23 protein-coding genes are annotated in these 25,774 nt (G+C 71.1%); 10 read left to right on the top strand and 13 right to left on the bottom strand.

Annotation, left to right across the window (positions count from 1 at the left end; translation table 11 throughout):
- Positions 1–29 precede the first annotated feature (29 nt).
- On the bottom strand, positions 30–926 hold the full coding sequence (locus tag ACFY0U_RS00235) for a TIGR01777 family oxidoreductase (protein WP_388627889.1): 897 nt from the start codon (positions 924–926) through the stop codon (positions 30–32).
- A gap of 62 nt (positions 927–988) precedes the next feature.
- Between ACFY0U_RS00235 and ACFY0U_RS00230 the strand changes: the two genes are divergently transcribed.
- Positions 989–1,468 (top strand): GNAT family N-acetyltransferase, encoded by a 480-nt coding sequence (locus ACFY0U_RS00230; RefSeq protein WP_388627886.1) that lies wholly within the window; start codon positions 989–991, stop codon positions 1,466–1,468.
- A gap of 184 nt (positions 1,469–1,652) precedes the next feature.
- Here ACFY0U_RS00230 and ACFY0U_RS00225 read toward each other — a convergent pair whose 3' ends face one another.
- Together ACFY0U_RS00225 and ACFY0U_RS00220 are read right to left on the bottom strand one after the other, a co-directional pair.
- A complete protein-coding gene (locus ACFY0U_RS00225) occupies positions 1,653–2,285 on the bottom strand; it encodes a TetR/AcrR family transcriptional regulator (RefSeq protein WP_388627884.1) in 633 nt (210 codons plus the stop codon).
- A gap of 49 nt (positions 2,286–2,334) precedes the next feature.
- Entirely contained in the window at positions 2,335–3,519 is a 1,185-nt protein-coding gene (locus ACFY0U_RS00220; RefSeq protein ID WP_388627881.1) for a MarP family serine protease, read from the bottom strand.
- 203 nt (positions 3,520–3,722) lie between these two features.
- Between ACFY0U_RS00220 and ACFY0U_RS00215 the strand changes: the two genes are divergently transcribed.
- A complete protein-coding gene (locus ACFY0U_RS00215) occupies positions 3,723–4,694 on the top strand; it encodes a peptidoglycan recognition protein (RefSeq protein WP_388627879.1) in 972 nt (323 codons plus the stop codon).
- Positions 4,695–4,742: 48 nt separating this feature from the next.
- Positions 4,743–4,934, top strand: a complete 192-nt coding sequence (locus ACFY0U_RS00210) for a hypothetical protein (RefSeq protein WP_388627876.1) — start codon at positions 4,743–4,745, stop codon at positions 4,932–4,934.
- Between the two features lies 1 nt (position 4,935).
- Here the strand turns inward: ACFY0U_RS00210 and ACFY0U_RS00205 are convergent, their stop codons facing one another.
- Together ACFY0U_RS00205 and ACFY0U_RS00200 are read right to left on the bottom strand one after the other, a co-directional pair.
- A complete protein-coding gene (locus tag ACFY0U_RS00205) occupies positions 4,936–6,063 on the bottom strand; it encodes a lipid II:glycine glycyltransferase FemX (protein ID WP_388627874.1) in 1,128 nt (375 codons plus the stop codon).
- 101 nt (positions 6,064–6,164) lie between these two features.
- The gene (locus ACFY0U_RS00200; RefSeq protein WP_388627872.1) at positions 6,165–6,512 is read right to left on the bottom strand and encodes an STAS domain-containing protein; all 348 of its coding nucleotides are present in this window, start codon (positions 6,510–6,512) and stop codon (positions 6,165–6,167) included.
- 370 nt (positions 6,513–6,882) lie between these two features.
- Between ACFY0U_RS00200 and ACFY0U_RS00195 the strand changes: the two genes are divergently transcribed.
- Complete coding sequence (locus ACFY0U_RS00195) at positions 6,883–7,095, top strand: hypothetical protein (protein ID WP_388627869.1); 213 nt, start codon at positions 6,883–6,885, stop codon at positions 7,093–7,095.
- 3 nt (positions 7,096–7,098) lie between these two features.
- On the opposite strand, the gene ACFY0U_RS00190 is transcribed toward ACFY0U_RS00195, so the two are convergent.
- The 5 genes from ACFY0U_RS00190 to ACFY0U_RS00170 form a co-directional block, all read right to left on the bottom strand.
- The gene (locus ACFY0U_RS00190) at positions 7,099–7,638 is read right to left on the bottom strand and encodes a carboxymuconolactone decarboxylase family protein (RefSeq protein ID WP_388627867.1); all 540 of its coding nucleotides are present in this window, start codon (positions 7,636–7,638) and stop codon (positions 7,099–7,101) included.
- A gap of 25 nt (positions 7,639–7,663) precedes the next feature.
- A complete protein-coding gene (locus tag ACFY0U_RS00185) occupies positions 7,664–8,182 on the bottom strand; it encodes a DUF4240 domain-containing protein (RefSeq protein WP_388630347.1) in 519 nt (172 codons plus the stop codon).
- A 56-nt stretch (positions 8,183–8,238) separates the two neighbouring features.
- Positions 8,239–9,216: a helix-turn-helix transcriptional regulator gene (locus ACFY0U_RS00180; RefSeq protein WP_388627864.1), complete on the bottom strand. Its 978-nt coding sequence runs from the start codon at positions 9,214–9,216 to the stop codon at positions 8,239–8,241.
- 63 nt (positions 9,217–9,279) lie between these two features.
- Positions 9,280–11,985 carry a pyruvate dehydrogenase (acetyl-transferring), homodimeric type gene (gene aceE, locus ACFY0U_RS00175; RefSeq protein ID WP_388627862.1) on the bottom strand — a complete coding sequence of 902 codons (2,706 nt, stop codon included), beginning with the start codon at positions 11,983–11,985 and terminating at the stop codon, positions 9,280–9,282.
- 280 nt (positions 11,986–12,265) lie between these two features.
- A complete protein-coding gene (locus tag ACFY0U_RS00170) occupies positions 12,266–12,895 on the bottom strand; it encodes a GntR family transcriptional regulator (RefSeq protein ID WP_388627860.1) in 630 nt (209 codons plus the stop codon).
- A 261-nt stretch (positions 12,896–13,156) separates the two neighbouring features.
- Between ACFY0U_RS00170 and ACFY0U_RS00165 the strand changes: the two genes are divergently transcribed.
- Positions 13,157–13,774, top strand: coding sequence for a hypothetical protein (locus ACFY0U_RS00165; protein WP_388627857.1), 618 nt, complete (start codon positions 13,157–13,159; stop codon positions 13,772–13,774).
- Positions 13,775–13,840: 66 nt separating this feature from the next.
- Here the strand turns inward: ACFY0U_RS00165 and sucB are convergent, their stop codons facing one another.
- From sucB to ACFY0U_RS00150, 3 genes are all read right to left on the bottom strand, one after another.
- On the bottom strand, positions 13,841–15,643 hold the full coding sequence (gene sucB, locus ACFY0U_RS00160; RefSeq protein WP_388627855.1) for a 2-oxoglutarate dehydrogenase, E2 component, dihydrolipoamide succinyltransferase: 1,803 nt from the start codon (positions 15,641–15,643) through the stop codon (positions 13,841–13,843).
- A 59-nt stretch (positions 15,644–15,702) separates the two neighbouring features.
- Entirely contained in the window at positions 15,703–17,091 is a 1,389-nt protein-coding gene (lpdA, locus tag ACFY0U_RS00155) for a dihydrolipoyl dehydrogenase (RefSeq protein WP_388627853.1), read from the bottom strand.
- A gap of 288 nt (positions 17,092–17,379) precedes the next feature.
- Positions 17,380–18,900, bottom strand: a complete 1,521-nt coding sequence (locus tag ACFY0U_RS00150) for a leucyl aminopeptidase (protein ID WP_388627850.1) — start codon at positions 18,898–18,900, stop codon at positions 17,380–17,382.
- A 344-nt stretch (positions 18,901–19,244) separates the two neighbouring features.
- Here ACFY0U_RS00150 and ACFY0U_RS00145 point away from each other — a divergent pair, with 344 nt between their 5' ends.
- The 5 genes from ACFY0U_RS00145 (at position 19,245) to ACFY0U_RS00125 (ending at position 25,773) form a co-directional block, all read left to right on the top strand.
- A complete protein-coding gene (locus tag ACFY0U_RS00145; protein WP_388627848.1) occupies positions 19,245–21,272 on the top strand; it encodes a hypothetical protein in 2,028 nt (675 codons plus the stop codon).
- 136 nt (positions 21,273–21,408) lie between these two features.
- The gene (gene pelF, locus ACFY0U_RS00140) at positions 21,409–22,929 is read left to right on the top strand and encodes a GT4 family glycosyltransferase PelF (protein ID WP_388627845.1); all 1,521 of its coding nucleotides are present in this window, start codon (positions 21,409–21,411) and stop codon (positions 22,927–22,929) included.
- Positions 22,926–24,377 (top strand): hypothetical protein, encoded by a 1,452-nt coding sequence (locus tag ACFY0U_RS00135; RefSeq protein ID WP_388627843.1) that lies wholly within the window; start codon positions 22,926–22,928, stop codon positions 24,375–24,377. Before pelF ends, ACFY0U_RS00135 begins: the two co-directional genes overlap by 4 nt.
- Positions 24,374–25,000 (top strand): spherulation-specific family 4 protein, encoded by a 627-nt coding sequence (locus ACFY0U_RS00130; protein ID WP_388627840.1) that lies wholly within the window; start codon positions 24,374–24,376, stop codon positions 24,998–25,000. Before ACFY0U_RS00135 ends, ACFY0U_RS00130 begins: the two co-directional genes overlap by 4 nt.
- On the top strand, positions 24,997–25,773 hold the full coding sequence (locus tag ACFY0U_RS00125) for an endo alpha-1,4 polygalactosaminidase (RefSeq protein ID WP_388627838.1): 777 nt from the start codon (positions 24,997–24,999) through the stop codon (positions 25,771–25,773). The genes ACFY0U_RS00130 and ACFY0U_RS00125 overlap by 4 nt, the downstream gene beginning before the upstream one ends.
- Position 25,774: the final 1 nt, after the last annotated feature.

Here is a 25,774-nt window from a genome sequence, read left to right as displayed (position 1 = left end):
GGGCACGGTCGCACACCGGTCGCATACGGTCACGCGGCGGCTCGGACGGCTCCCTCGATCTCCGGGAACGCGAAGGTGAACCCCGATTCCAACAGCCGCTTCGGCACCACCCGTTGGCTGCCCAGGACGTCCCCCGACATCTCACCGAGCACGGCCCGCAGCACCGGCGAGGGCACCGTGAAGAGCGCCGGCCGGTGCAGCACACGGCCCATGGCGGCGGTGATCTCCTGGTTGGTGACCGGATTCGGGGCGGTCAGATTGAACGGCCCGGACAGCCCGTCGGTGTCGATGAGATGCCGGATCGCGGCCACCTCGTCGTGCAGCGCGATGAACGACCAGTACTGCCGCCCGTCGCCCAACCGCCCCCCGAGCCCGGCCTTGAACAGCGGGAACAGCCGCCCCCAGGCACCCCCCTCGCGCGCCACCACCAGCCCGGTCCGGGTGAACACGGTCCGTACGCCCGCCTCCTGGGCCGGCGCCGCCGCGCCTTCCCACTCCACGCACAGCTCGGGCAGGAACCCCTCCCCGGCGGGCGCGCTCTCGTCGACGACCCGGTCGCCCGTCTCACCGTAGAAGCCCATCGCGCTGCCGTTGACGAACACCCGCGGCGGCTTGTCCAGCGAGGCGACGGCCTCGGCGAGCGCGGAGGTGCCGAGCACCCGGCTGGACCGGATCCGGGCCTTGTACGCCTCCGTCCAGCGCCGGTCGCCGACCCCGGCGCCCGCGAGGTTCACGACCGCGTCGCACCCCGCGAGCCCGCCCGTGTCCACCCGCCCGCCCTCGGGGTCCCAGCGGACCTCGTCCGCGTCTCTCGGCGCCCGGCGTACCAGGCGCACCACCTCGTGTCCGTCGGAGAGCAGGGACCTGACCAGGGCACCGCCGATGAGACCGGACGCGCCGGCCACCGCGATTCGGGAACGCTGCATGGCGTCAATTCTGCTCCGGATCCGCACAAAGGCCCGGTCTCGTGCGCCGTATGGTGGCCGACATGCACATACGCCACGCCACCCTCGACGACGAGGACACGCTGGGCCGCCTCGACCGCGCCACCTGGTCCACGCTGCACGCCGTCGCGCCGCGTCCCCAGCCGCCGTACGAGCCCTTCTACGGCGAGCGGTTCGGCCCGCGCGACCATCTCGTGGCCGAACTCGACGGCCTGCTCGTCGGCTACATCCGGCTCGGCTTCCCGACCCCGCTGGCCTGCAACGCGCACGTCCGCCAGATCCAGGGCCTGGTCGTCGCCGAGGAGGCGCGGGGCGCCGGTGTGGGGCGGGCGCTGCTGCGCGCGGCGCAGGAGGAGGCCAGGCGGCTGGGCGCGCGCCGCATCACGCTGCGCGTCCTCGGGCACAACGCCCCGGCCCGCAAGCTCTACGAGTCCGAGGGCTTCGTGGTGGAAGGCGTCCTGCCCGAGGAGTTCCTCCTGGACGGCGAGTACGTGGACGACGTGTTCATGGGGCGCAGTCTCTGACCTGGTCGGCCTCGGCGGCCGTGCGACGCCTGCGCACGACCAGACAGAGAGCGGCCCCCGCGACGAGCAGGGAGATCAGGAAGAAGACGGGCATGGAAGCCTCCCAAGGTCAGGGCAGATGATCAGAGGTATGCCCGGACCGGGCCCCGGGTACGGCATTGGTCCGTACGAGGGCGCGGGCGTGTCAGCCCGTCAGCAGTCGCATGCCGCCCACCAGTTCCCGCAGGCACCGCACCGCCAGCTCCGCGGGTGAGCCCGGGCCGCCGGTGTCCGCGTCCGTCTCCGCCCAGGTCTCCAGCGCCACCCGGATCGCGTCCGTCGCGGCCGCCGCCGCGAGGCGTACCTCCAGCGGGTCGGCGTCCGGTCCGGCCAGCCTCGCCACCACCGGGATCAGCTTCTCCTCCGACTCCTGGTTCACCCGGTACCAGACGGCCCGCAGCGCCGGGTCGGCCACGGCCGCCCGCAGCAGCGCCCGCGTCTGCCGCAGGCCCTCCGCCGCGTGCGCGTCCGGCACGGACAGCGACTCCTCGATGGCCCGCTCCAGCGCCCGCGGCAGCCCGGCGGTGCCCGGCTCCGACGCGGCGAGCAGCTCACGCCAGCGGTCGGCGCCCCGGGCCAGCAGCGGGCCGACGGCGTCCTGCTTGTTGCGGAAGTACCGGTAGAAGGTGCGCAGGGCGACCCCGGCCCGCTCGGCGATGTCCTCCGCGGTGGTGCCGTCGGGCCCGTGCTCGGTGAACAGCGCGGCGGCGGCGCGTGCGATGTCGAGCTGGGTCGCCGCCTTGCGGCGCTCGGTCAGTGAGAGGGGCTTGGTGCTCACCGGGGAAGCCTACGCCGGAGCTCTGACATCACTTCGGGCGTCCGACCGGCTACGACGTGACCAGGTCACCCGTGTCCACCGGCGCCGTCGCGGCCGCCGCCCGCTCGGCGTCGCCGGCGACCTCGTCGGCGGTCAGCACGTACCCCGTCTCGTCGTCCGACGTGGAGCGGGCGAAGACGACCCCGAACACCTTGCCGTCCGTCGTCAGCAGCGGACCGCCGGAGTTGCCCGGGCGGACCGTCGACCGGATCGAGTAGATCTCGCGGGTCACGGTCCCGTCGTTGTAGATGTTCTGGCCGTTCGCCTGGACCCGGTTGGCGACGGTGGCCGCCTGGAGGTTGAGGTCGCCGTCCTGCGGATAGCCCGCGACGACCGCGGAGTCGCCGCGCGCGGCGTTGTCGTCGAAGCGCAGCACCGGTGCCTCCAGGCCGGGCACGTACAGCACCGCCACGTCCTTGTCCGGATCGAAGAGCACCACGCGTGCCTCGTAGGACCGTCCGACCCCGCCCACCCGGACGGTCGGCTCGTCGATGCCGGCCACCACATGGGCGTTGGTCATGACGTGCTCGGGGGAGTAGACGAAGCCGCTGCCCTCACGGCCCTGGGTGCCGGAGATGCCCTCGATCTTCACGGTGCTCCGCTTGGCCGCGTTCGTGGCGCTCGCGGTGACGCTGTCGCCGGTGGGCTTGGCGACCCGGGCCGTCGACTCGTTCTCGAAGGGGTTGAAGACCTGCGGGAAGCCCGCCTCGGTGAGTGCGGACGTGGCCCGGGAGAACCAGCCCGGAGTGGTCTCCGGCATGGCGTTCTGGACGGCGCCCAGCAGCCGTGAGTCCTGGATCGCCGTGGTGAGCACCGCCGACGAGGACGCGCCCAGCACGCTCGCCGCCACCCACGCCACGATCAGCACGGCGATCGAGTTGGCCGCGGCACCGCCGACCCCGTCGGCGACCCGCAGCGGTCCCTGGTCCAGCTCCCGGCGCAGCCGCAGCGCCAGCCGCCCCGCGAGTTCGTGCCCGACCACGGCCGGGACCAGCACGGTCAGCACCGCGGTCACCGTCGCCGACGTGCTGCCCGGTGTCACCAGGTCCATCATCCAGGGCAGCACCCACACGCCGATGATCGCGCCGCCCACGAAACCGGCGAGCGAGACACAGCCGGCCACGAGGCCGCGCCGGTAACCGGATGCCGCGTAGGCCAGGATCACCAGCACCAGCAGGATGTCGAGCAGGTCCACGGAGCCGCCTTTCTCTCGGACCCCTTATTACGGAGGGGACGGGCCCAGTGATCAGCAGACACGCGCGCATGGCGCCCGGAACCGGCCACGCGTGCGTGCACGAGTTGCGTGCATCCGGAGAAACGCCCCGGACCAGGACGATGGTTCCACCGGGTGGCACACCACACATCGCGGACGCGGAGGATCCGGCCGAGAGTGGGACCATGCGTGTCCGAAGAGCACGGGGGATACGACGGCGGCGAGCGGTCCGCATACGGACCGGGGCGCCGCGCCGCAAGGTCCACCTGGCGACCGGGAGGGCACGGCGGACATGGCGGCCGCCGACCGGAGTGCTGCTGCTGCTCGCCTGTGTCCCCGGGCTGGCGGCCGTGGTGGTCCTCGTGCTCTGCGCGAACGGCATCGAGCGCCGGGCCGAGGCCCGCTCCGCACACCCCCTCGCGGCCCGCCCCGCCGCACCCCACCACGCGGCGAAGCCGCGCATCGTGCCGAGGTCGGTCTGGGCGGCGGACACGGGCGAGGCCAACACGGCCGCCCTCACCCCGCCGCCTGCCCGCTACGACGACAAGGTCGTCGCCGTCTTCATCCACCACACCGACTCGCCGAACACCTACGACTGCGCCGACGCGCCCCGCATCATCCGCTACCTCGCCGCCGGCCAGACCGGCGCCCGCGACTGGGACGACATCGGCTACAACTTCCTCGTCGACCGCTGCGGCACGATCTACGAGGGCCGCGCGGGAGGGGTCGACCGCGCCGTCACCGGCGCCCACACCCAGGGCTTCAACCACCGCACGGCCGGCATCGCGGCCCTGGGCACCTTCACGGCGGGCGTCCCGGTACCGCGGGCGATGACGGACGCGATCGCCTCGCTGGCGGCCTGGAAGCTGGGCCTCGCGGACGTGGACCCGCGCCGGACCGTGAAGCTCACATCGAGCAACAGCCTCAGCCGCTACCGCGCCGGCACCACCGCCGCCCTCCCCGCCATCGCCGGCCACGAGGACGGCTACATGACCAGCTGCCCCGGCGCGGCCCTCTCGGCCCGCCTCCCGGAGATCAGACAGACGGCGGCCCGCCTCCAGGGCAGGCTGCCGGCCTCCCCTCGTCCACAGGTGCGGCAAGGCGGACTCTCCACGCTCGGCGACCGGGTGGTGCCACCGGGCACGGCCGTGTTCTGACACCCTTGGCGGGGACGGCACGGTGCCGACGGGGGAGGGGCGAGCAGCATGTCCAAGACGTGGATCGACGACAGCGAGTACGACGACGCCGTCCGGCGGGCGGAGCGCGTCGAGCGGTTCGCCTGGAAGGCGATCGGCGGCGTGAGCGGCCTGCTGGCCCTGGTGGCGGTCGTCGCGGCCGTCGCCCTCGTGGCCGCGGGCCTCGCGCTGGCCTACGCCATGACCGTCGTCGCCGACTGACTCACCGGCGCCCGAGATACGCCCGCACGGCCCGCTGGAGCACCTTTCCCTGGCTGCCCACGGGCCGTTCCCACTCGCCGAGGTACTCCACGGCGTAGCCGCCCGCGCCCGTCTTGAAGCGCAGGCGCCCCAGCAGCCGGTCCTCGGTGAGGGCGGGGGTGATGGACCGCAGGTCGTAGGTCTCGCAGCCCGCCGACCGCGCGTCGTTCATCATCCGCCACAACAGGGCGCTGCTGGGCCGCAGCTGACGCCCCTGGCGCCCGGACGCGGCGTAGGAGTGCCATGAGCACGGGCCGACATTGATCATGAGCGCGGCGGAGAGCACGACGCCGTCGTACTCGGCGAGATAGAGCCGCACCCGGTCGTCGTCCTCGGCGTTCAGGGCCTTCCACATCCGGCGGAAGTAGTCCAGCGGCCGGGCCTTGAACCCGTCGTGCGCGGCGGTCGAGACATACAGCCGGTGGAAGTCGGGCAGGTCCGACGCCGAGCCCCAGGAGACCCGGACCCCGGCCCCCTCGGCCGTACGCAAGGACTGCTCCCAGCGCGGGGCGAGGCCCTCGCGCAGGTCGTCCGCCGTGCGCCCGTCGAGCGGGACCATGCACCCGTAACGCGGCTGACCGAGCCCGAAGCCGTTCCCGTCGCTCTCCTCGCACCGCCGCCACCCGAGCCGCCCCAGCCGCTCGGCCGCGTCCAGCGCGTATCCGTCGATGGCGGCGGCGGGCAGGTCGTTCAGATGGCGTACGGCGGGGTCGGCGATCCCCTTCGCGACGGTCCCCGGGTCCCACTGCCGTACGACGACCGGCGGCCCGATCCGCACCGAGAACGCCCCGCGGGCCTCCAGGTGGGCGACGAGCGGGTCCAGCCAGCGCTCCAGCCGGGGGTCCCGCCAGTCGATCCCGGGCCCGTCGGGGAGGTACGCCAGAAAGCGCCGTGTCCCGGGCAGCGGCCGGTACAGCACCAGCGCCGCCGCCACCAGTGCCTCGCCCTCGAACCAGCCGACGCTCTCCGCCAGCCAGTCCGGTTTCACATCGGCCCACTCGGGGATCTGGAGATGGCTCGCGTCGGGGTGCAGCCGCAGGTGGGCGAGATGATCCTCGCGCGATATCTCCCGCACGTACGGGCTGGTCATGGGCAGGGCGCTCCTGTTCGGGGCCGCCACGGTACGCCGGGGATCACGGCACGGGTCAAGAGTTCAGAGGTGAACCTTCCGGACGCGGTCCGTGACGTCGGTCACCGGATCGCCCGCAGGGCGTCGGTCAGCCGGGGGTGGACCTCCAGATCCCGGTCGGCGGCGGTGAGGCGCAGGACGCTGCGGGTGAGCGGGTGCGGGGCGACGACGAGGAGCCTGACCGTCACCGCGTCGGCGAGCTGCCGGATGTCCTCCAGGACATCGACACCCGCCGAGGTCAGACACGGATCGCGCAGGTCGACGACGACCGTGCTCGCCTCCTGGCCACGGGCGCGCAGCAGTTGGCGTACGAGGGAGGTACGGATGTGTTCGGCGTTGGCGATGTCGATGACCTCGTCCACCCCCGCCACCAGGACATGGTCGAGGGCGTGGAAGACCGGCAGTGGCACGATCGGCTCCTGAGCGCGGTTCAGCCAGGGAACGGCCGCTGCCTGACCAGTCCTCACCACCGACGGTAGCCGACAGGCACCTCCCGGTGGGGCCGTTCGGCACCGAAGCCCGGGCCCGCCGGCGAGTGCGCCGACCGTGCCCCGTCCCCCTGCTCCTTCGAGCCTCCGCGTGGTGCTCCCGGGTCGAGCCGCGCCGGGCGCCGTATTCCGCGTCGACGAGTCGCTGGGCTACCTTCTCCCGGCCGCGCTGCCTGAGGCGGTGGCCGAATCGACGTAGCCGCGCTCACAGGTTCCTCGTAGCCGACTCACGGATCACCCCGAAACTGCCGCCCTACCGTCATGCCATACGCACTGACTGGAGGTGGGGAAGATGAACAGCAGTCACAGCAACACCAAGATGTCCCGCGGCCCCTGGGCGGCCCTGTGCGCCGCCGCGGCCGTCGTCCTCGGCCCGGCCGCCGTCACGGCCTCCGCCCTCGACCAGGCCAACGCGGCCCCGATGCACCACGTGGTCCTGAGGGCCGACCAGACCCAGGCGTACATTCCGACGGACACGAGCCGCAGGCGCGCGACCGCGGTCTGAGCCTTACCCGGGGCCGTCGCCCGTCAGGCCGAGGAAGCGTTCCCCGGACGGGTCGACGTCCACGCCGAGGCCGTTCATGAGGCCCGCCAGCATGACGTAGTAGCCGGCCGTCGTGACGATCTCGACGACCTGGCGATCGGTGAAGCAGGCGCGGAGGGCCGTCAACGTGCCCTCGGACAGGGTGTGTCGGGAGACGAGCTCGAAGGTTGCTGTGACCGCAGCCGAGTCCGCCGCGTCGAACTCCGGGCCGTCGGGGCGCAGTTCGGCGACGGCCGTCAACTGGTCGGCGGACACTCCCGAGTTCAGCGCGATCGGCCGGTGCTGCACCGCTTCGTACGCGCACTCCGTGCCCGCGGCCACCGCCATGATCACCAGCTCACGCAGCCGGACGGGCAGCGTCGACTCCAGCAGGACCGCCAGGCCCAGGTCGATCGCCGTGTCGGTGAGCGGTGGGGCGTGGGAGAGCATGCGGAAGGCGTTGAGCGGCACGGGAAGCTTCGCGACCCCGTCGGCGGGATGTTCCGGGTACGGGATACGAGCCATGGTCCCCCTCCTGAGGTACTGGACGTCAGCCCCTGAACCTTTCCCACAGCTTCGGGTACCGCTCCGACAGCACCCGCTCGTTCTCGAAGTCGACCGGCGCCCCCTCCGGCTCGGGCGGCGCGGGCGGGATGCCGAGGTCCGGCGCGACGACGCCGGTGAGCTGTTCGTACGCCTCGTCCGCCGCGTACCCCAGCTCCTCCCCGTCGCCGTCGATCTCCTCGTCGAAGTCGTCCAGGAGGTCGGACAGCGAGTCGGGGGAGTGCACGGCACCCTCGTACACCTCGCGCCCCTGCCCGATCAGCCAGCAGCGGAAGAAGTCGAACGCGTCGTCGCTGGCCCCGTCGAGCAGGACCCAGGCCGCGCCCCACAGGTCCCACGTGTACGCCCGGTTGTAGCGGGCCTCGAAGTGACGGGCGAAGTCCAGGACCATCTCGGGGTCCATCTGGAGGAGCCGGTCGATGAGAACGTCAGCCTGCTCCTCGGGGTCGCCCTCGGCGGCCCCGCGGGCGGCGTCCACCAGCTCCCAGAACTCCGTCTCGTCCATCACGGGTCCAGCATCGGCCCTGGACGGGTGAGGCGCACGTGGAGTGCGGCGGATTGTTATGTCCCGTACAGACCGGCCAGCCGGCGCGCGTCCTCGACGAAGCGTGCCCGCAGATCCTCCGGAGCCAGCACCTCCACCTCCGGGCCCAGCGACAGAAGCTGTGTACGGGCGACCTTCTCCGACTCCACGGCGACCGTCACGGTCACCCAGCCGCCCTCGTCCGGCGCCCCCGCCCGCTCCAGCGCCTCCGCGGCGGAGACCCGGTCGGCCAGGGCGTACGGCAGTCGGCGCACTCCGTCGGGGGACAGCCGTACGACGACCTCGGCCCGCAGGATCGACCGCGCGAACCGCTCCGACTGGTCCTCCCAGAAGGCGGGGAGATCGAACTCCTCGTCGCGCTCATAGCGGTCCGCCGAGGGTTCCACCGTCGTGAACCGGTCGATCCGGTAGACGCGGAACGTGCCCGGATCGGTCACTCGCGCACACAGGTACCAGACCCCCGCCTTCAGCACGAGCCCGTACGGCTCCAGCTCCCGCTCGACCTCCCCCGCCCCCTTGCGATAGCGGGCGGTGACCCGGCGGTCGTCCCACACCGCGTCGGCGACCGCGGGCAGCAGCTCGGGCGTCTTCGGCTCGCTCCACCAGTTCGGGGCGTCCAGGTGGAAGCGCTGGGCCGCCGTCTTCGAGGCGTCCCGGAGGGAGGGGAGCAGTGCCGCGGAGACCTTCAGACGGGCGGCCGAGGCGGCGTCCTCCAGGCCCATCTCGCGCAGCGCCCCGGGCACCCCGGACAGGAACAGCGCCTCCGCCTCACCCCGCGCCAGCCCGGTCAGCCGGGTCCGGTAGCCGCCGATCAGCCGGTAGCCGCCGGCCCGTCCCCGGTCCGCGTACACCGGAACGCCCGCCTCCGACAGCGCCTGCGCGTCCCGGGTGATCGTCCGCTCGGACACCTCCAGCTCCCGCGCCAGCTCGGCGGCGGTCATGGAGGGCCGGTTCTGGAGGAGCAGGACCATCTTGATGAGGCGGGCGGCACGCATACCGCCCATGATGCAACGAGGCCCCCGCCACGGCGGGGGCCTCATCACACAACCACCACAGACCTACAGGCCGTACTTCTCGCGCGCTTCCTTGACCGCCGTCGCCTTGACCTCGCCGCGCCGGGCGAGCTGGGCCAGGGCCGCGACCACGATCGACTCGGCGTCGACACCGAAGTGGCGGCGGGCCCCCTCGCGGGTGTCCGAGAGGCCGAAGCCGTCGGCGCCCAGCGAGGAGTAGTCCTGCTCGACCCACTGCGCGATCTGGTCCGGGACCTGGCGCATGTAGTCGGAGACCGTCAGCACCGGGCCCTCGGCGCCGTGCAGCGCCTGACGGACGTACGGCACCCGCTCCTCGCCGCGCAGCAGGGCCGCGTCGGCCTCCAGCGCGTCACGGCGCAGCTCGGTCCAGGAGGTCGCGGACCACACGTCGGCGGCCACACCCCACTCCTCGGCCAGCAGCTTCTGCGCGTTCAGCGCCCAGTGGATCGCCGTGCCGGAGCTCAGCAGCTGGATGCGCGGGGCGTTGGCGGCGGCCACGTCCAGGCCCGCCGACTCCGCCGTGTTGAAGCGGTACAGGCCCTTGACGATGCCCTCGTCGATGCCGGGTCCGGAGGGCTTGGCCGGCTGCGGGAGCGGCTCGTTGTAGACCGTGAGGTAGTAGAAGACGTTCGGGTCCTCGCCCGGGGCCGCCTCGCCGTACATACGGCGCAGACCGTCCTTGACGATCGCCGCGACCTCGTACGCGAACGCCGGGTCGTACGTCAGGGACGCCGGGTTCGTCGCCGCGATCACCGGCGAGTGGCCGTCCGCGTGCTGGAGACCCTCACCCGTCAGCGTCGTACGGCCCGCGGTCGCGCCCACCAGGAAGCCGCGGCCCAGCTGGTCGCCGAGCTGCCACATCTGGTCGGCCGTGCGCTGCCAGCCGAACATCGAGTAGAAGATGTAGAACGGGATCATCGCCTCACCGTGCGTGGAGTACGCGGTGGACGCGGCGATGAAGTCGGCCATCGAACCGGCCTCGGTGATCCCCTCGTTGAGGATCTGGCCGTTCTCGGCCTCCTTGTAGTACATCAGCTGGTCGCGGTCGACCGGCTCGTACGTCTGGCCCTTGGGGGAGTAGATGCCCAGGGACGGGAAGAGGCTCTCCATGCCGAAGGTGCGCGCCTCGTCGGGGACGATCGGCACCCAGCGCTTGCCCGTCTCCTTGTCGCGGACCAGGTCCTTGATCAGGCGGACGAAGGCCATGGTGGTGGCCACGTTCTGCGTGCCCGAGCCCTTGTCGAAGGAGGCGAAGGCCTTCTCGGCGGGTGCGGGCAGCGGGGCGAGCGGGTGCGTACGACGGGCCGGGGCGGGACCGCCGAGGGCGGCGCGGCGCTCCTGGAGGTAGCGCACCTCGGGGGAGTCGGCGCCGGGGTGGCCGTAGGGCACGACCCCGTCGACGAAGTCGCTGTCCTTGATGGGCAGTTCGAGAAGGTCACGCATCGTCTTGAACTCGTCCACCGTGAGCTTCTTCATCTGGTGGTTGGCGTTCTTCGACGCGAAGCCCTCGCCGAGGGTGTTGCCCTTGACCGTCTGGGCCAGGATCACGGTCGGCGCGCCCTTGAACTCGACGGCGGCCTTGTAGGCGGCGTAGACCTTGCGCGCCTCGTGGCCACCGCGCGAGAAGTGGAAGCACTCGAGGATCTTGTCGTCGCTCAGCAGCTTCGCCATCTCGGCGAGCGCCGGGTCCTTGCCGAAGAAGTCCTCGCGGATGTAGGCGGCGCCACGGGTCTGGTACGTCTGGACCTGCGCGTCCGGTACCTCGCGGAGCCGTCGTACGAGCGCGCCCGTGGTGTCGAGCTGGAACAGCTCGTCCCAGGCGGTGCCCCACAGCGTCTTGATGACGTTCCAGCCGGCGCCGCGGAACTGGGCCTCCAGCTCCTGCACGATCTTGAAGTTCGCGCGGACCGGGCCGTCGAGGCGCTGGAGGTTGCAGTTGATGACGAAGGTGAGGTTGTCGAGCCCCTCACGCGAGGCCAGTGCGAGTGCCGCCGTCGACTCCGGCTCGTCCATCTCGCCGTCGCCGAGGAAGGCCCAGACGTGGGAGGCGGAGACGTCCTTGATGCCGCGGTTGGTCAGATAGCGGTTGAAGCGCGCCTGGTAGATCGCGGAGAGCGGGCCGAGGCCCATGGAGACGGTCGGGAACTCCCACAGCCAGGGGAGGCGACGCGGGTGCGGGTACGACGGGAGGCCGTTGCCGCCCGACTCGCGGCGGAAGTTGTCGAGCTGCTGCTCGTTGAGCCGGCCGTCGAGGAAGGCGCGGGCGTAGATGCCGGGGGAGGCGTGGCCCTGGATGTAGAGCTGGTCGCCCGAGCCGTCCGCCTCCTTGCCCTTGAAGAAGTGGTTGAAGCCTGTCTCGTAGAGCCAGGCCGCGGAGGCGAAGGTGGCGATGTGGCCGCCGACGCCGTATTTGGAGCCGCGGGTGACCATCGCGGCCGCGTTCCAGCGGTTCCACGCGGTGATCTTCCGCTCGATCTCCTCGTCACCGGGCGCCGAGGGCTCGGCGGCGGTGGGGATGGTGTTGACGTAGTCCGTCTCGAGCAGCTTGGGCAGCGCGATGCCGTTGCCCTCCGCGCGCTCCAGTGTGCGGCGCATCAGGTACGCGGCACGGTGCGGGCCGGCAGCCTTGGCGACCGCGTCCAGTGAGGCCTGCCATTCGGCGGTCTCCTCGGGGTCACGGTCCGGGAGCTGGTCGAGCTCGCTCGGCTGGATGGCGTTGGGGTCGGTCATGTCGCCGCCTTCCTCAGTCGAAGGGGGTTCCCTCATCGGTAAGGGTTCGGGGGTGCCCTTGGTCTTTGGCAGGACAGGGCTCAAGCCTCGGTGGAGGCCGTCAGCCTCGGTAGAGGCCCGTCGGCGACTGTAACTCCCTGATCGATGATCGATCAAAGGGTTGAGGGGCAAAACCTCTTGATTCCGAGAAAGTAGGCACGGGGTGCCTCGGGCAGAGACACCGGGTGCCGTGTTTTCTGAAGGTTTTCGCAGGTGGGGATACGTATGAGCGGGGTCCCGCTCAGGGCTCGTGGCGCGGTGCGCAGCCCAGGACGTGGGCCTTGACGAGTTCGGCGATACGAGGATCCCGGCGCCGGAACGCCTGGACGAGCTCCTCGTGCTCCTCCGCGTAGGACTGCTGGACCGTGCCCAGCCAGCGGATGGAGAGGGCCGTGAAGACCTCGATGCCGAGCCCCTCCCAGGTGTGCAGCAGGACGGAGTTCCCGGCGGCGCGGACCATCTCCCGGTGGAAGCCCACGGTGTGCCGCACCTGCCCGGTCCCGTCGGACGCGCGGTCGGCCTCGTACAGCGCGAGGACATGCGGCTCAAGCGCCGAGCAGTCCTGCGCCAGCCGCTCCGCCGCCAGCTCCGCCGCGATCGCCTCCAGACCGGCCCGGACCGGGTAGCTCTCCTCCAGGTCGGCCGCCGTCAGGTTCCGCACCCGCACGCCCTTGTTCGGCGCCGACTCGATCAGCCGCAGCGACTCCAGCTCCCGCAGCGCCTCCCGAACGGGGGTCTGACTGACCTCCAGCTCGGTGGCGATCCGTCGCTCCACGATCCGCTCGCCCGGCTTCCAGCGACCGCTGACGATCCCTTCCACGATGTGCTCGCGGATCTGTTCGCGCAGCGAGTGGACGACGGGCGCGGTCATGAGTGCTCCTTAAGGGCGTTTGACGTTTAGACAATAAGGCCGAGTGCCCGTCCAGGAGGGGCGCATGGGGGCGCTTCCCCGCAGGTGAGACGAGGCTTACACGCTCCCAGTCGGACGTGTTCTGTCAAGACACGGAACCCCGTGACCTCCGGACGTGTCGCGTTCGTCAGGGGCCACCGCACCGGGTGTCCCCGGGGACGACTGGGGGACGGCATGACCATCGGGGGACATCGAAGGGCGGCTGTCGCGGCCGTGATCGGCATGATCATCGCAGTGACGGGCTGCCAGAGCACATCCACGCGCGCGGAGACGAGGCCCGAGGGCCCGGCCGCGGTCACCGGCATGGCGGGCCGGGTCGGCACCGGCGGGTCCGGCGGCGGCGCCTGCGTCTTCGTCAAGCCCGACGGCGCCCAGAAGTTCGGCCACGTCGGCTGGGGCTTCCGGGTCGCGGGGACCGACCGCTGGGTCTACGGCGCCGTCGAGAACCCGACCGGCAAGCTCTACACCCCGCCCGGCGGCGACATCGGCGCATGGCACGCGGAGGGCTCGTACGACCGCATGCTCAGCGAGATGTCCCGGGACGCCCACTACCCGGGCGAGTCCGAGCATCCGTACAGCCGCTACCGGTGCACGAACTCGACGACGTACGACACCAAGGCCGCCCGCGCGATGATCCGCACCGTCGAGGCGCGCGGGTTCCTCGTCGGGGTCGACCCGAAGACCGGGAGGCTCACGTCACGGGACTGCCTCGACGCGACCTACGACGTCCTGAAGGCGTACCGCACGAAGGGACTCCCCCGCGCCGACAAGCTGTCCGTCCCGAACGTGTGGGTGGAGCTGCTGTGGGGCTGGTCGGACAGGCGGCTGACGCCCCGCTGACATGACGGTGCCCCGCCCGGAGAGCTCCGGGCGGGGCACCGTACAGGCAGCACTGCTTCCTGAGGCTTACAGGCCGAGCTCGACCTCGAACTCGCCCGCCTCCAGGATCGCCTTGACCGCGGTCAGGTAACGGGCCGCGTCGGCGCCGTCCACCAGACGGTGGTCGTAGGAGAGGGTCAGGTAGGTCATGTCGCGGACGGCGATGACCGTGCCCTCTTCGGTCTCCAGGACGGCGGGGCGCTTGACGGTGGCGCCGATGCCGAGGATCGCGACCTGGCCCGGCGGCACGATGATCGTGTCGAAGAGCGCACCGCGCGAACCGGTGTTGGAGATCGTGAAGGTCGCGCCGGACAGCTCGTCGGGCGTGATCTTGTTGGCGCGGACCTTGCCGGCCAGCTCCGCCGTGGCCTTCGCGATGCCGGCGATGTTGAGGTCGCCCGCGTGCTTGATGACCGGGGTCATCAGGCCCTTCTCGGAGTCCACCGCGATACCGATGTTCTCGGTGTCGAAGTAGGTGATCGTGCCCTCGGCCTCGTTGATCTTGGCGTTGATGGGCGCGTGCGCCTTCAGCGCCTGGGCCGCGGCCTTGACGAAGAACGGCATCGGGGAGAGCTTGACGCCCTCACGGGCGGCGAAGGAGTCCTTCGCGCGGCCGCGGAGCTTCATCAGACGCGTGACGTCGACCTCGACGACCGAGGACAGCTGCGCCTGCTCGTGCAGCGCCTTGACCATGTTGTCGCCGATGACCTTGCGGATGCGCGGCATCTTGACGGTCTGGCCACGGAGCGGCGAGGCCTCCAGGCTCGGCGCCTTCTTGGCGGCGGGGGCGGCCGGGGCGGCAGCGGCGGGAGCCGGAGCAGCGGCGGCGGCCTTCGCGGCCTCGGCGGCGGCGATGACGTCCTGCTTGCGGATACGACCGCCGACGCCGGTGCCCTTGACGGCGGCCAGGTCGACGCCGTTCTCGGCGGCGAGCTTGCGCACCAGCGGGGTCACGTAGGCGCCGTCGTCACCGGAGGTCGCGGCCGGAGCCGGAGCCGCGGGGGCGACCGGAGCCGGAGCGGCCGGCGCGGGGGCCGGGGCGGCCGGAGCCGGAGCGGCGGCGACCGGGGCCGGCGGAGCCGCGGGCGCGGCGGGGGCCGGAGCCGGGGCCGGCGGAGCCACGGGGGCGGCCGGAGCGGCGGGCGCGGGAGCCGGGGCCGGGGCGGCCGGAGCCGCGGGGGCAGCGGCGGCCGGAGCGGCACCCGGGGCGCCGATGACGGCCAGCTTGGCGCCGACCTCGGCGGTCTCGTCCTCGCCGACCGTGATCTCCAGGAGCACACCCGAGGTGGGCGCCGGGATCTCGGTGTCGACCTTGTCCGTGGAGACCTCGAGCAGCGGCTCGTCGGCCTCGACGGAGTCGCCGACCGACTTCAGCCAGCGGGTCACGGTGCCCTCGGTGACCGACTCGCCGAGCGCGGGCAGGACGACGTCCGTGCCCTCGGCGGAGCCGGCGCCGGTGGCGGCCTCGGCGGTGGGAGCGGGCGCCGGGGCGGCCTGCTCGGTGGAGGGGGCGGCAGCGGCCGGCTCCGGAGCCGCGGCGGGCTCGGGCGCGGGCTCGGCGGCCGGGGCCGGGGCGGCAGCGGGCGCGCCCGTGCCGTCGTCGATGACGGCCAGCTCGGCGCCGACCTCGACCGTCTCGTCCTCGGCGACCTTGATGGAGGCCAGGATGCCGGCGGCGGGGGAGGGGATCTCGGTGTCGACCTTGTCGGTCGAGACCTCGAGCAGCGGCTCGTCGGCCTCTACTCGCTCACCCTCGGCCTTCAGCCAGCGGGTGACAGTGCCCTCGGTGACGCTCTCGCCGAGCGCCGGAAGGGTTACGGAAACCGCCATGGTTTCGGTTGCTCCTTACGAATTGCGGAAGTCTGAGTCGTCGCTTCGTCGACCGAGGGTCAGTCGTGAGCGTGCAGCGGCTTGCCGGCCAGTGCCAGGTGGGCCTCGCCGAGCGCCTCGTTCTGCGTCGGGTGGGCGTGGATGAGCTGGGCGACCTCGGCCGGCAGCGCCTCCCAGTTGTAGATCAGCTGGGCCTCGCCGACCTGCTCGCCCATGCGGTCGCCGACCATGTGGACGCCGACCACGGCACCGTCCTTCACCTGGACGAGCTTGATCTCGCCCGCGGTGTTGAGGATCTTGCTCTTGCCGTTGCCCGCCAGGTTGTACTTCAGAGCGACGACCTTGTCCGCACCGTAGATCTCCTTGGCCTTGGCCTCGGTGATACCGACGGAGGCGACCTCCGGGTGGCAGTAGGTCACGCGGGGGACACCGTCGTAGTCGATCGGGACGGTCTTGAGACCGGCCAGACGCTCCGCCACCAGGATGCCCTCGGCGAAGCCGACGTGCGCGAGCTGGAGCGTCGGGACCAGGTCGCCGACGGCGGAGATGGTGGGGACGTTCGTCCGCATGTACTCGTCGACCAGGACATAGCCGCGGTCCATCGCGACGCCCTGCTCCTCGTAGCCGAGACCGGCGGAGACGGGTCCGCGGCCCACCGCGACCAGCAGGACCTCGGCCTCGAACTCCTTGCCGTCGGCGAGGGTGACCTTGACGCCGTCGGCGGTGTACTCGGCCTTCGAGAAGAAGGTGCCCAGGTTGAACTTGATGCCGCGCTTGCGGAAGGCGCGCTCAAGAAGCTTGGAGGAGTTCTCGTCCTCGACCGGGACGAGGTGCTTGAGGCCCTCGATGACGGTGACGTCCGTCCCGAAGGACTTCCAGGCGGAGGCGAACTCGACGCCGATGACACCGCCGCCGAGGACGATGGCCGACTTCGGCACACGGTCCAGGACGAGGGCGTGGTCCGAGGAGATGATCCGGTTGCCGTCGATCTCCAGGCCCGGCAGCGACTTCGGCACGGAGCCGGTCGCGAGGAGCACGTGGCGACCCTGGATCCGCTGGCCGTTGACGTCCACCGAGGTCGGGGAGGACAGCCGGCCCTCACCCTCGATGTACGTCACCTTGCGGGAGGCGACCAGACCCTGGAGGCCCTTGTACAGACCGGCGATCACGCCGTCCTTGTACTTGTGGACCCCGGCGATGTCGATGCCCTCGAAGGTGGCCTTCACGCCGAACTGCTCGCTCTCGCGGGCCTGGTCGGCGATCTCGCCCGCGTGCAGCAGGGCCTTGGTGGGGATGCACCCTCGGTGCAGGCAGGTACCGCCGACCTTGTCCTTCTCGATCAGGGCGACGTCAAGCCCCAGCTGCGCCCCGCGCAGGGCCGCGGCGTAACCGCCACTACCACCGCCGAGGATCACTAGGTCGAAAACGGTGCTGGCGTCGTTCGCCACGTCACGTCCTCCATGCATGTGCGCCGTACGCCGGTCTCCAGTGACCGGGCGGCGGCTGGTGTCCGGCCGCTCTTTCTTCGGCCCTGTGGTGGGGGCCCTGTCCTGCCGAGCCCCATCTTCGCACTTGTCGGAGGAGAACGAGACGCCGGGCCGGGGTGTGAGACACCACACGCTCACATGTGAAGAGGCAGCTCGGTGAGACACCTAGGGGCGCGGGGAACTGCGCGACCAGCCACAACCGGTCCGCAGTCGCCCACGCCCCGAAGGCATCGAGCTCTCAGGCGACCGTCACCCCAGGTCACCCGCGGCCGTCAGCTCCGCCAGCCGCACCAGCGTCCTTACAGCGGTACCCGTGCCTCCCTTGGGCGTGTACCCGAACGGCCCGCCCTCGTTGAACGCGGGACCCGCGATGTCGAGGTGCGCCCAGGTGATGCCCTCACCCACGAACTCCCGCAGGAAGAGCCCGGCGACCAGCCCGCCACCCATCCGCTCACCCATGTTCGCGAGATCGGCGGTAGGGGAGTCCATCCCCTTGCGGAGGTGCTCCGGCAGCGGCATCGGCCAGGAAGGCTCACCCACCTCGGCCGCGGCCTCGTACACCGCGGAGCGGAACGCGTCGTCGTTGGCCATGATCCCGAACGTCCGGTTCCCCAGCGCCAGCATCATCGCGCCGGTCAGCGTCGCCACGTCGACGATCGCGTCCGGCTTCTCCGCGGAGGCGGCCCACAGCGCGTCCGCGAGGACCAGCCGGCCCTCGGCGTCGGTGTTGAGCACCTCGACGGTCTTGCCGCTGTACATCCGCAGCACGTCGCCCGGCCGCACGGCGGAACCGGACGGCATGTTCTCGGCGAGCGCCAGCCACGCGGTGACGTTCACGTCCAGACCGAGCCGCGCGACGGCGACGATCGCGGCGAAGACGGCGGCCGCACCGCTCATGTCGCACTTCATCGTCTCGTTGTGACCGGCCGGCTTGAGCGAGATGCCGCCCGAGTCGTACGTGATGCCCTTGCCGACGAACGCGAGGTGCTTCTTCGCCTTGGAGGAGGTGTACGACAGCTTCACCAGCCGAGGCGCCGCCGCCGAACCGCCGCCGACGCCCAGGATGCCGCCGTAGCCGCCCTTGAGCAGCGCCTTCTCGTCGAGCACCTGCACCTTGATGCCGTGCTCCTTGGCCGCGGCCTGCGCGACGGCCGCGAAGGCCTCCGGGTACAGGTCGTTCGGCGGGGTGTTGACGAGGTCACGGGCCCGGTTGAGCTCCTCGGTGACCGCGAGGGCACGCTCGACGGCCGCCTTGTAGGCCTTGTCGCGCGGCTTGCCGCCGAGGAGGGCGACCTCGGCGAGGGGCGCCTTGCCGTTCTTCGGGTCCTTGGCGTTCTCCTTGTACGCGTCGAAGGAGTACGCGCCGAGGAGGGCGCCCTCGGCGATCGCGCCGGCGTCGGCGGCGTCCGTCAGGGGCAGCGCGAAGGCGGCCTTCTTGGAGCCGGTCAGCACGCGGGCGGCGACACCGGCGGCACGGCGGAGCGCCTCGGAGTCGAAGGAGGAGTCCTTCTCGGGCTCCGGGCCGAGCCCCACCGCCACCACGAGGGGGGTCTTGAAGCCGGACGGCGCCGGCAGCTTCGTCACCTCGCCCTCGGCGCCGGAGGCACCGAGGGTCTCCAGGACGCCGGCGAGGCTGCCGTCGTAGGCCTTGTCCACAGCTTCGGCGCCAGGTGCGACGACCGGGCCCTTGGCGCCCTTGGCGACACCGATCACGATCGCGTCGGCCCGCAGGCCGGCCGCCGCGGCGGTGCTGAGAGTGAGAGCAGTCACGGTGGTGAAATCTCGCTTCCGGTGTGAAGTTCAGTTGGTCGAGTGTGGGTGGGTCGACCGGGCCCGACAGCCGACCCTAGATCCGCGTCAGGGGGCGGCATCGACCGGGGCCTTCACCCCGCCGATGAACACCCGGAACGAGCCTACGCGCGTATGGCTGGTTCGCTCATTCCTACGGGCGTTCACCTGTGAGTGGCGTCATGGCCATTTCTCAATCCTCACTCCCGGTGACCTCAGTCACACTCCTCGTGTTCCGGTGAGCGCATCGCTCGCCGCTTTGCATGATTTCCACTGATCATCCTTGGATTTACCACAAGGGGATCTTCTGGGGGAGGACACACACAATGGCGCAGAGTGCGCACAGATGGAGAGGCGCGGCCGCGTCCCTGACCACCGCCGGGCTACTGGCGTTGGGGCTCGGAGCACCAGGAGCGTCGGCCGCGGCGACACCGCGGATCGATCTCAAGGTACTGGTCGTGGACAACGGCGACAGTCCCGTCCAGGCCATCACCGCCCAGCTGAAGAGCACGGGCATCCCGTACACCACCGTCGACCTGAACGACGCGAACCGCCCCGCCATCACGGCCGCGTTCCTCAGCGACACGGTCAACGGCACGCCCCGGGCCAGGTACCAGGGCGTCGTCCTGCCCAACGAGGCCCCGTTCGGCGCCGGTTCGGCCGAACAGACCGCGCTGGAGACGTACGAGAAGACGTACGGCATCCCGCAGGTCGACGCCTACACCTGGGCGCACCCGGGAGTCGGCCTGGAGTACAGCAGCTACTCCGGCTCACTGGACGGACAGGCGGCGGGCATCACGGCCGCCGGCAGGTCGGGGTACTTCGGATACCTCGACGGCGCCCTCACCTTCGAGGACAACTCCCCGTCGGTGATGGAGAGTTACGGCTATGTGGCCACCCCCGGTGCGGGCTTCACCAGCTACGTCGACACCGCCGTCCCCGGCGGCTCCGGCCGCGGCAGCCTCGTCGGCGAGTACGTCCACGACGGGCGCCGCGAACTCGTCGTGACCTTCGCCTACAACCAGTACCAGCAGCAGTTCCGGGTCCTCGCCCGCGGCATCGTCGAGTGGCTGACCCAAGGGGTGCACCTGGGACAGGCGCGCAACTACTTCGCCGTCCACGTCGACGACGTCTTCGCCCCCGACAGCCGCTGGGACACCGAACGCAACTGCACCCCCGGCGACTTCGACTGCGCGGGCGGTGAGGGCGAGGGGACCACGCCGATCCGGATGACCGCCGCCGACGCGGCCTACGCCGCCCAGTGGCAGCAGGAGCAGGGCTTCACGCTCGACATGGTCTACAACGCCGGCTCCGGCGAGCAGTGGAAGACCGAGAACGGCGGCACGGACCCGCTGGCCACCCGGCTCCTCGCCGACAAGGCCAAGTACCGCTGGATCAACCACACCTACACGCACCCCTTCCTGGGCTGCGTCCAGGACACCTCCACCGTGCCGTGGAGCTGCGCGAAGAACGCCAGCGGCACGACCCAGTACATGAGCCGGGCCGACATCTCCGCGGAGATCCGCGACAACCACAACTGGGGTGTCTCCAAGGGCCTTCCGCTGACCCGCTCCGAGCTGGTCACCGGTGAGCACTCGGGCCTCAAGACACTGCCGCAGCAGCCGAACGACAACCCCAACCTCGCCGGCGCCCTCGCCGACAACGGCATCAAGTGGACCGCCTCCGACAACTCCCGTGAACCGGACCAGCGTTCGGTCGGCAGCGGCACGCTCACCGTGCCCCGCTACCCGATGAACGTGTACTACAACGTGGGTACGAACGCCGAGATGGCCGACGAGTACAACTGGATCTACGCCTCCAAGGCCGACGGCGGCAGCGGCATCTGCGAGAACAACCCGTCCTCCACCTGCCTGGCCGAGCCGCTCGACCCGGCCACCGGCTACACGTCGTACATCGTCCCCCAGGAGGCCCGCACCGCCCTCGGCCACGCCATCGGCAACGACCCGCGCCCGCACTACGCCCACCAGTCGAACCTGGCCGAGGACCGGACCCTCTACCCGGTCATGAACAAGGTCCTCACCGACTACCGGGCACTCTTCGCCGACAACACCCCGCTCCAGAACCTCGCCCAGTCCGCCATCGGCACCGAACTCCAGCGCCGAGCCGCCTGGCAGGCCGCGATCGCCTCCGGCAAGGTGACGGCGTACCGGGTGGGCGCGACGGTCACGATCACGGCCCCGAACGGGACCCAGATCCCGGTGACGGCACCGGAGGGAACGAAGCAGCAACTCCTCCTCGGCACGACCACCTTCGGCACGGCGTACGCGGGAAGGCGCTCGGCCTGGACCACGCCGGCGGCGCTACAGTCCGCGTTGACGCTGAAGCTGCCTTAAGGGGGGCGCCCCTCAAGGGGCGCGGGGCTGTATCGATTTGCGGCTACCGCCGCGTGGGCGCGACCAGCCACGACGCGGCGGTAGCCGGAGCACAGCCCCCGTACATCATCCGCAAACAGGGGGGAACCGCACGCCCATGCGTTCGGGCCGTCACGTCACCATGCTCACCGAAGGCACCTACCCGCACGTCCACGGCGGCGTCAGCACCTGGTGCGACCAGCTCGTCAAGGGCATGCCGGAGGTCGACTTCCACATCCTGTCGCTCACCGGAAGCGGCCGCGAACCCGTGACCTGGGAGCTGCCGCCCAACGTCTACCGCCACACCTCGGTGCCGACCTGGGGCCCACGCCCCGGCCGCAGACACGCCCCGTACGGCAGGGCACGGCGCCGCTTCATCGACTCCTACGAGCGTCTCCTGCTCTCCTTCCTCGACCCCGAATCCCCCTGCGACTTCGGCGAGGCCCTGTACGAGCTGGCCCAACTCGCTCGCGAGGGACGCCTGTCGGCGGCCTTGCGCACGGAGTCGGCGCTGCGCTCGCTGATGTGGATATGGACGATGCCGCACCTGGCGACGGCCGAGGCCCGCCCCACGGTCCACGACGCGCTCACCGCGACGGACCTGCTGGAACACGCGCTCAGACCGCTGGGGGTCCGCATACCGGAGGGCTCGGTCGCCCACGCCGTGAGCAGCGGCCTGGCCACCCTGCCCGCCCTCGCCGCCCACCACCTGGACGGCGTACCGTTCCTGCTCACCGAGCACGGCATCTACCTGCGCGAGCGCTACCTCGGCTACAAGAGCGACGCCCAACGCTGGCCCGTGAAGGCGTTCATGCTCGGCTTCTACCGCGAGCTCAACTCCCTCGGCTACCGGGCCGCCGACCTCATCACCCCCTGCAACCAGTACAACCGCCGCTGGGAGGAGCGCGGCGGCGCCGACGCCGACAAGATCCGCACGGTCTACAACGGCGTCGACCCGGCCGCCTTCCCGCACGCGGGACCCGAACCCGAGGTCCCGACCCTCACCTGGTGCGGTCGCGTCGACCCCATCAAGGACCTGGAGACCCTGATCCGCTGCTACGCCATGGTCCGCGCCGAGCTGCCGGAGACCAGGCTCAGACTCTTCGGCCCGGTCCCGCCCGGCGGCGAGGCGTACAAGACCCGCCTGGAGAAGCTCGCCGCCGAACTCGGCGTCACCGACGGCCTCACCTTCGAGGGCCGCATCAGCGAGGTCTGGCGGGCGTACGCGGCCGGCCACGTGGTCATGCTCTCCTCCATCTCCGAGGGCTTCCCGTTCTCCATCATCGAGGCCATGTCCTGCGGCCGTACGACGGTGTCGACGGACGTCGGGGGAGTCAGCGAGGCGGTCGGCGACACCGGTCTGGTGGTGCCCCCGCGTGAGCCGGAGAAGCTGGCGGCAGCGGCCCTGACCCTGCTCAGGGACGACGAACGGCGGCTGAGACTGGGCGAGTTGTCACGGCAGAGAGTGATCGACCGCTTCACACTGCGCCGCTCCGTGGACAACTTCCGGACGATCTACCAGGAGCTCGCCGGTATGCCCGAGGTGTACGAGCCCACGCTGGAGACCGTCGCCGACTGGACCCTCGAACTGCGCGACCCCTGGTACGCCGCGGTCGCGACGGACGGGACCGGCTGGTGAGCGGATCCGTCTGGCTGCCCCCGGGTGCCCGCCCCGACACGATGCCCGGCATCCCCAAGCAGCGCAGCCCCAGCTGGGCCCAGCCCGACCCCCTCGACGAACTCGCCGAGCGCCTGGACGACTTCGTCGCCGCAGCCGTCCATCCCGACGAGATAGCCGCGCTCCTGGAGTCCGACGGCATGTCGGACGATCAGATACGCGAGCGGTACGGCGTCAAGAACTCCTTCGCCCTCGCCGAGGAGCTCTACGAACGCGTCGAGCGTCGCTACCCCGAACCGGATGGCCCGGTCCACGACCCCTGGCAGGTGGGCCTGTTGGGCTGCCTCCTGCGAGGCGTCGTCTTCGCCCTCCCCGGCCTCGGCTACGTCCTGGGCGCCCCGCTGATGACCGGCCCCAGGGACTTCGGCCTCCCGGCAGGCACGATCCCCCTCCTCGCCGGCGCCCTCGTCGGCTGGACCTGGAACCAGGGCCTCGCCCACCGCGCGTACTCCTGGCTGGGCCTGGGCGACCGCGCAGCGGCGAAACGCAGCCTCCTGTTGGGAGCACCGGTCGGCGTGGCACTGGGCGCCCTGATCGCCCTGCTGGTCGCGGGCACGGGCGACATGGCGGGGGTGGCTTTCGCGGCAGGCCAGTCCCTGTACTTGGGTGCATCAACAGTCCTGCTGGTCCTGGGCCGCGAACGCGCGCTGCTGTACGCCCTGTTGCCGATGTCGGCGGGCGCGGCCCTGGCGTTGGTCCACACCGTGCCGACGGCGGCAAGACTCGTGCTGTTGCTCGGCTCCCTTCTGGCGGTGGCGACTCTGGCGTCACTGGAAATCGCACCGAGGTGGAACGAGCCCAAGGGGCGCGGGGCTGTACTGAATTTGCGGCTACCGCCGCGTGGGCGCGACAAGCCACGACGAGCCCGCAGCCAACAGACGACAATGGGCCCCCAACTCTTCTCCTCTCTCCCGTACGCCCTGTTCGGTCTAGGCAGCGGCGTCCTGGTCCTCCACGCAGCCTTGGGCGAAGCCCAGACCGCCGTAGCCCTCACCCTCAGCATGGGCCCCGCCGAATGGCTCCTCCACCGCTTCCGCAGCGGCAGCCTCGCCGGCCTGCGCAACACCCGCACCCCAAGAGCCTTCTGGCGTACGACAGCCACCACCCTGATCGAGTGCCTGACCATCTACCTGGTCACCCTCCTCACCCTGGGCCTAGCCCTGTCCACCCTGTCGCCAGACCTGCTCGTGCTGGGCGTGGTCCTCTGGACCGGCCTGCTGCTCCAGTCCTTCGGCGCGATCCTCAGCGCGACGGCGGTCTGCTGCACCGCGGCCCTGGCCCAGACACTCGCGCTGCTGACCCACACGGGCACCCCGCACTGGGTCGCCCTCACCGTCCACGGCACGGCGGCCGCGGCCCAAGCCGCCGTCGTCTGCGCCCTGTTGGGAAGGGCGACGGCCCACCGATGAGCACGCTCCTGATCCCGTACTACGAGCACCCGTCCGTCCGCCCCGCCGAATGGGACGCGATCATCGCGGCCGCACCCCGCCTCTACGGCGTCGTCCTCAACCCGGCCAACGGCCCCGGCGACGCCCCCGACGCGGCCTTCGCCGAGATCGCCGGGAGACTGCGGGCCGCGGGCGTACGGGTGTTGGGCTACGCCGACACGGACTACGCCCGCAGACCACCCGCCGACGTCGTCCGTGACCTCACCCGCCACCGCGACTGGTACGGCACGGACGGCGCGTTCCTGGACCAAGTCACCTCGGGCCCGGAGGAGTTCGCGTACTACCGGCGGCTGGCCACCGCCGTCCGCGGCACCCTCGCTCTGAACCACGGCACCACACCACACCCCTCCTACGCCCGCATCGCCGACGTCCTCGTCACCTTCGAGGGCCCCTGGTCGACGTACCGCCGACAGCCCCCGCGACCCTGGCGCGGCGGCACGGACGTACGGCTGTGCCACCTGGTGTACGGCGTCCCGGACGGCGTCGATCCGGCGGCGGAAGGGGTGGACCTGTACTGCGCGGTCCCCGGAGGGGGAGATCATCCTTGGGGTACGTTGCCCCACACTCTGGAGCCCGCTCGGTGAGACGCGTTTTCTGGCTGGTCCCCCTTCTTCTGCTGGCCGCCTGCACGACGAGCCCGGACTCGAAACCCGGCCCCCGCTGGCAGCCGGCCCCGGGCCTCGACTGGCAGTGGCAGCTCACCGGCAAGACGATCGACACCTCCGTCGACGTCCCGGTCTACGACATCGACGGCTTCGACCAGCCCGAGTCCACCGTCACCGCCCTGCACGACAAGGGCCGCAAGGTGATCTGCTACCTGTCCACCGGGGCCTGGGAGGACTGGCGCCCCGACGCCGGGAAGTTCCCCAAGTCGGTCATCGGCCGCGGCAACGGCTGGGAGGGCGAGAACTGGCTCGACATCCGCGAGACGGACGTCCTGGAACCGTTGATGGCGGATCGCATGGACATGTGCCGCGACAAGGGCTTCGACGCGGTGGAGCCCGACAACATGGACGGCTACAAGAACCGCACCGGCTTCCCCCTGAAGGCCGCCGACCAACTCCGCTACAACCGCCTCATCGCGAAACTCGCCCACGACCGAGGCATGGCGGTCGGCTTGAAGAACGACCTGGACCAGATCCCGGAACTGGTCGACGACTTCGACTTCGCGGTCAACGAACAGTGCGCGCAGTACGACGAGTGCGAGGCCAACACGCCGTTCATCGAGGCGGGCAAGGCGGTCTTCCATGTGGAGTACGAACTGCCGACGAGCAAGTTCTGCGCGGAGTCACGGAGGTTGAAGCTGAGTTCGATGCTGAAGAAGTACGAGTTGGGAGTATGGCGCCGAGCATGTTGAG

The sequence above is a fragment of the Streptomyces sp. NPDC001536 genome, assembly GCF_042894505.1.
Classification (GTDB): domain Bacteria; phylum Actinomycetota; class Actinomycetes; order Streptomycetales; family Streptomycetaceae; genus Streptomyces.
Note: the sequence above shows the minus strand (reverse complement) of the source record. Positions and strands in the feature narration are given on the sequence as shown.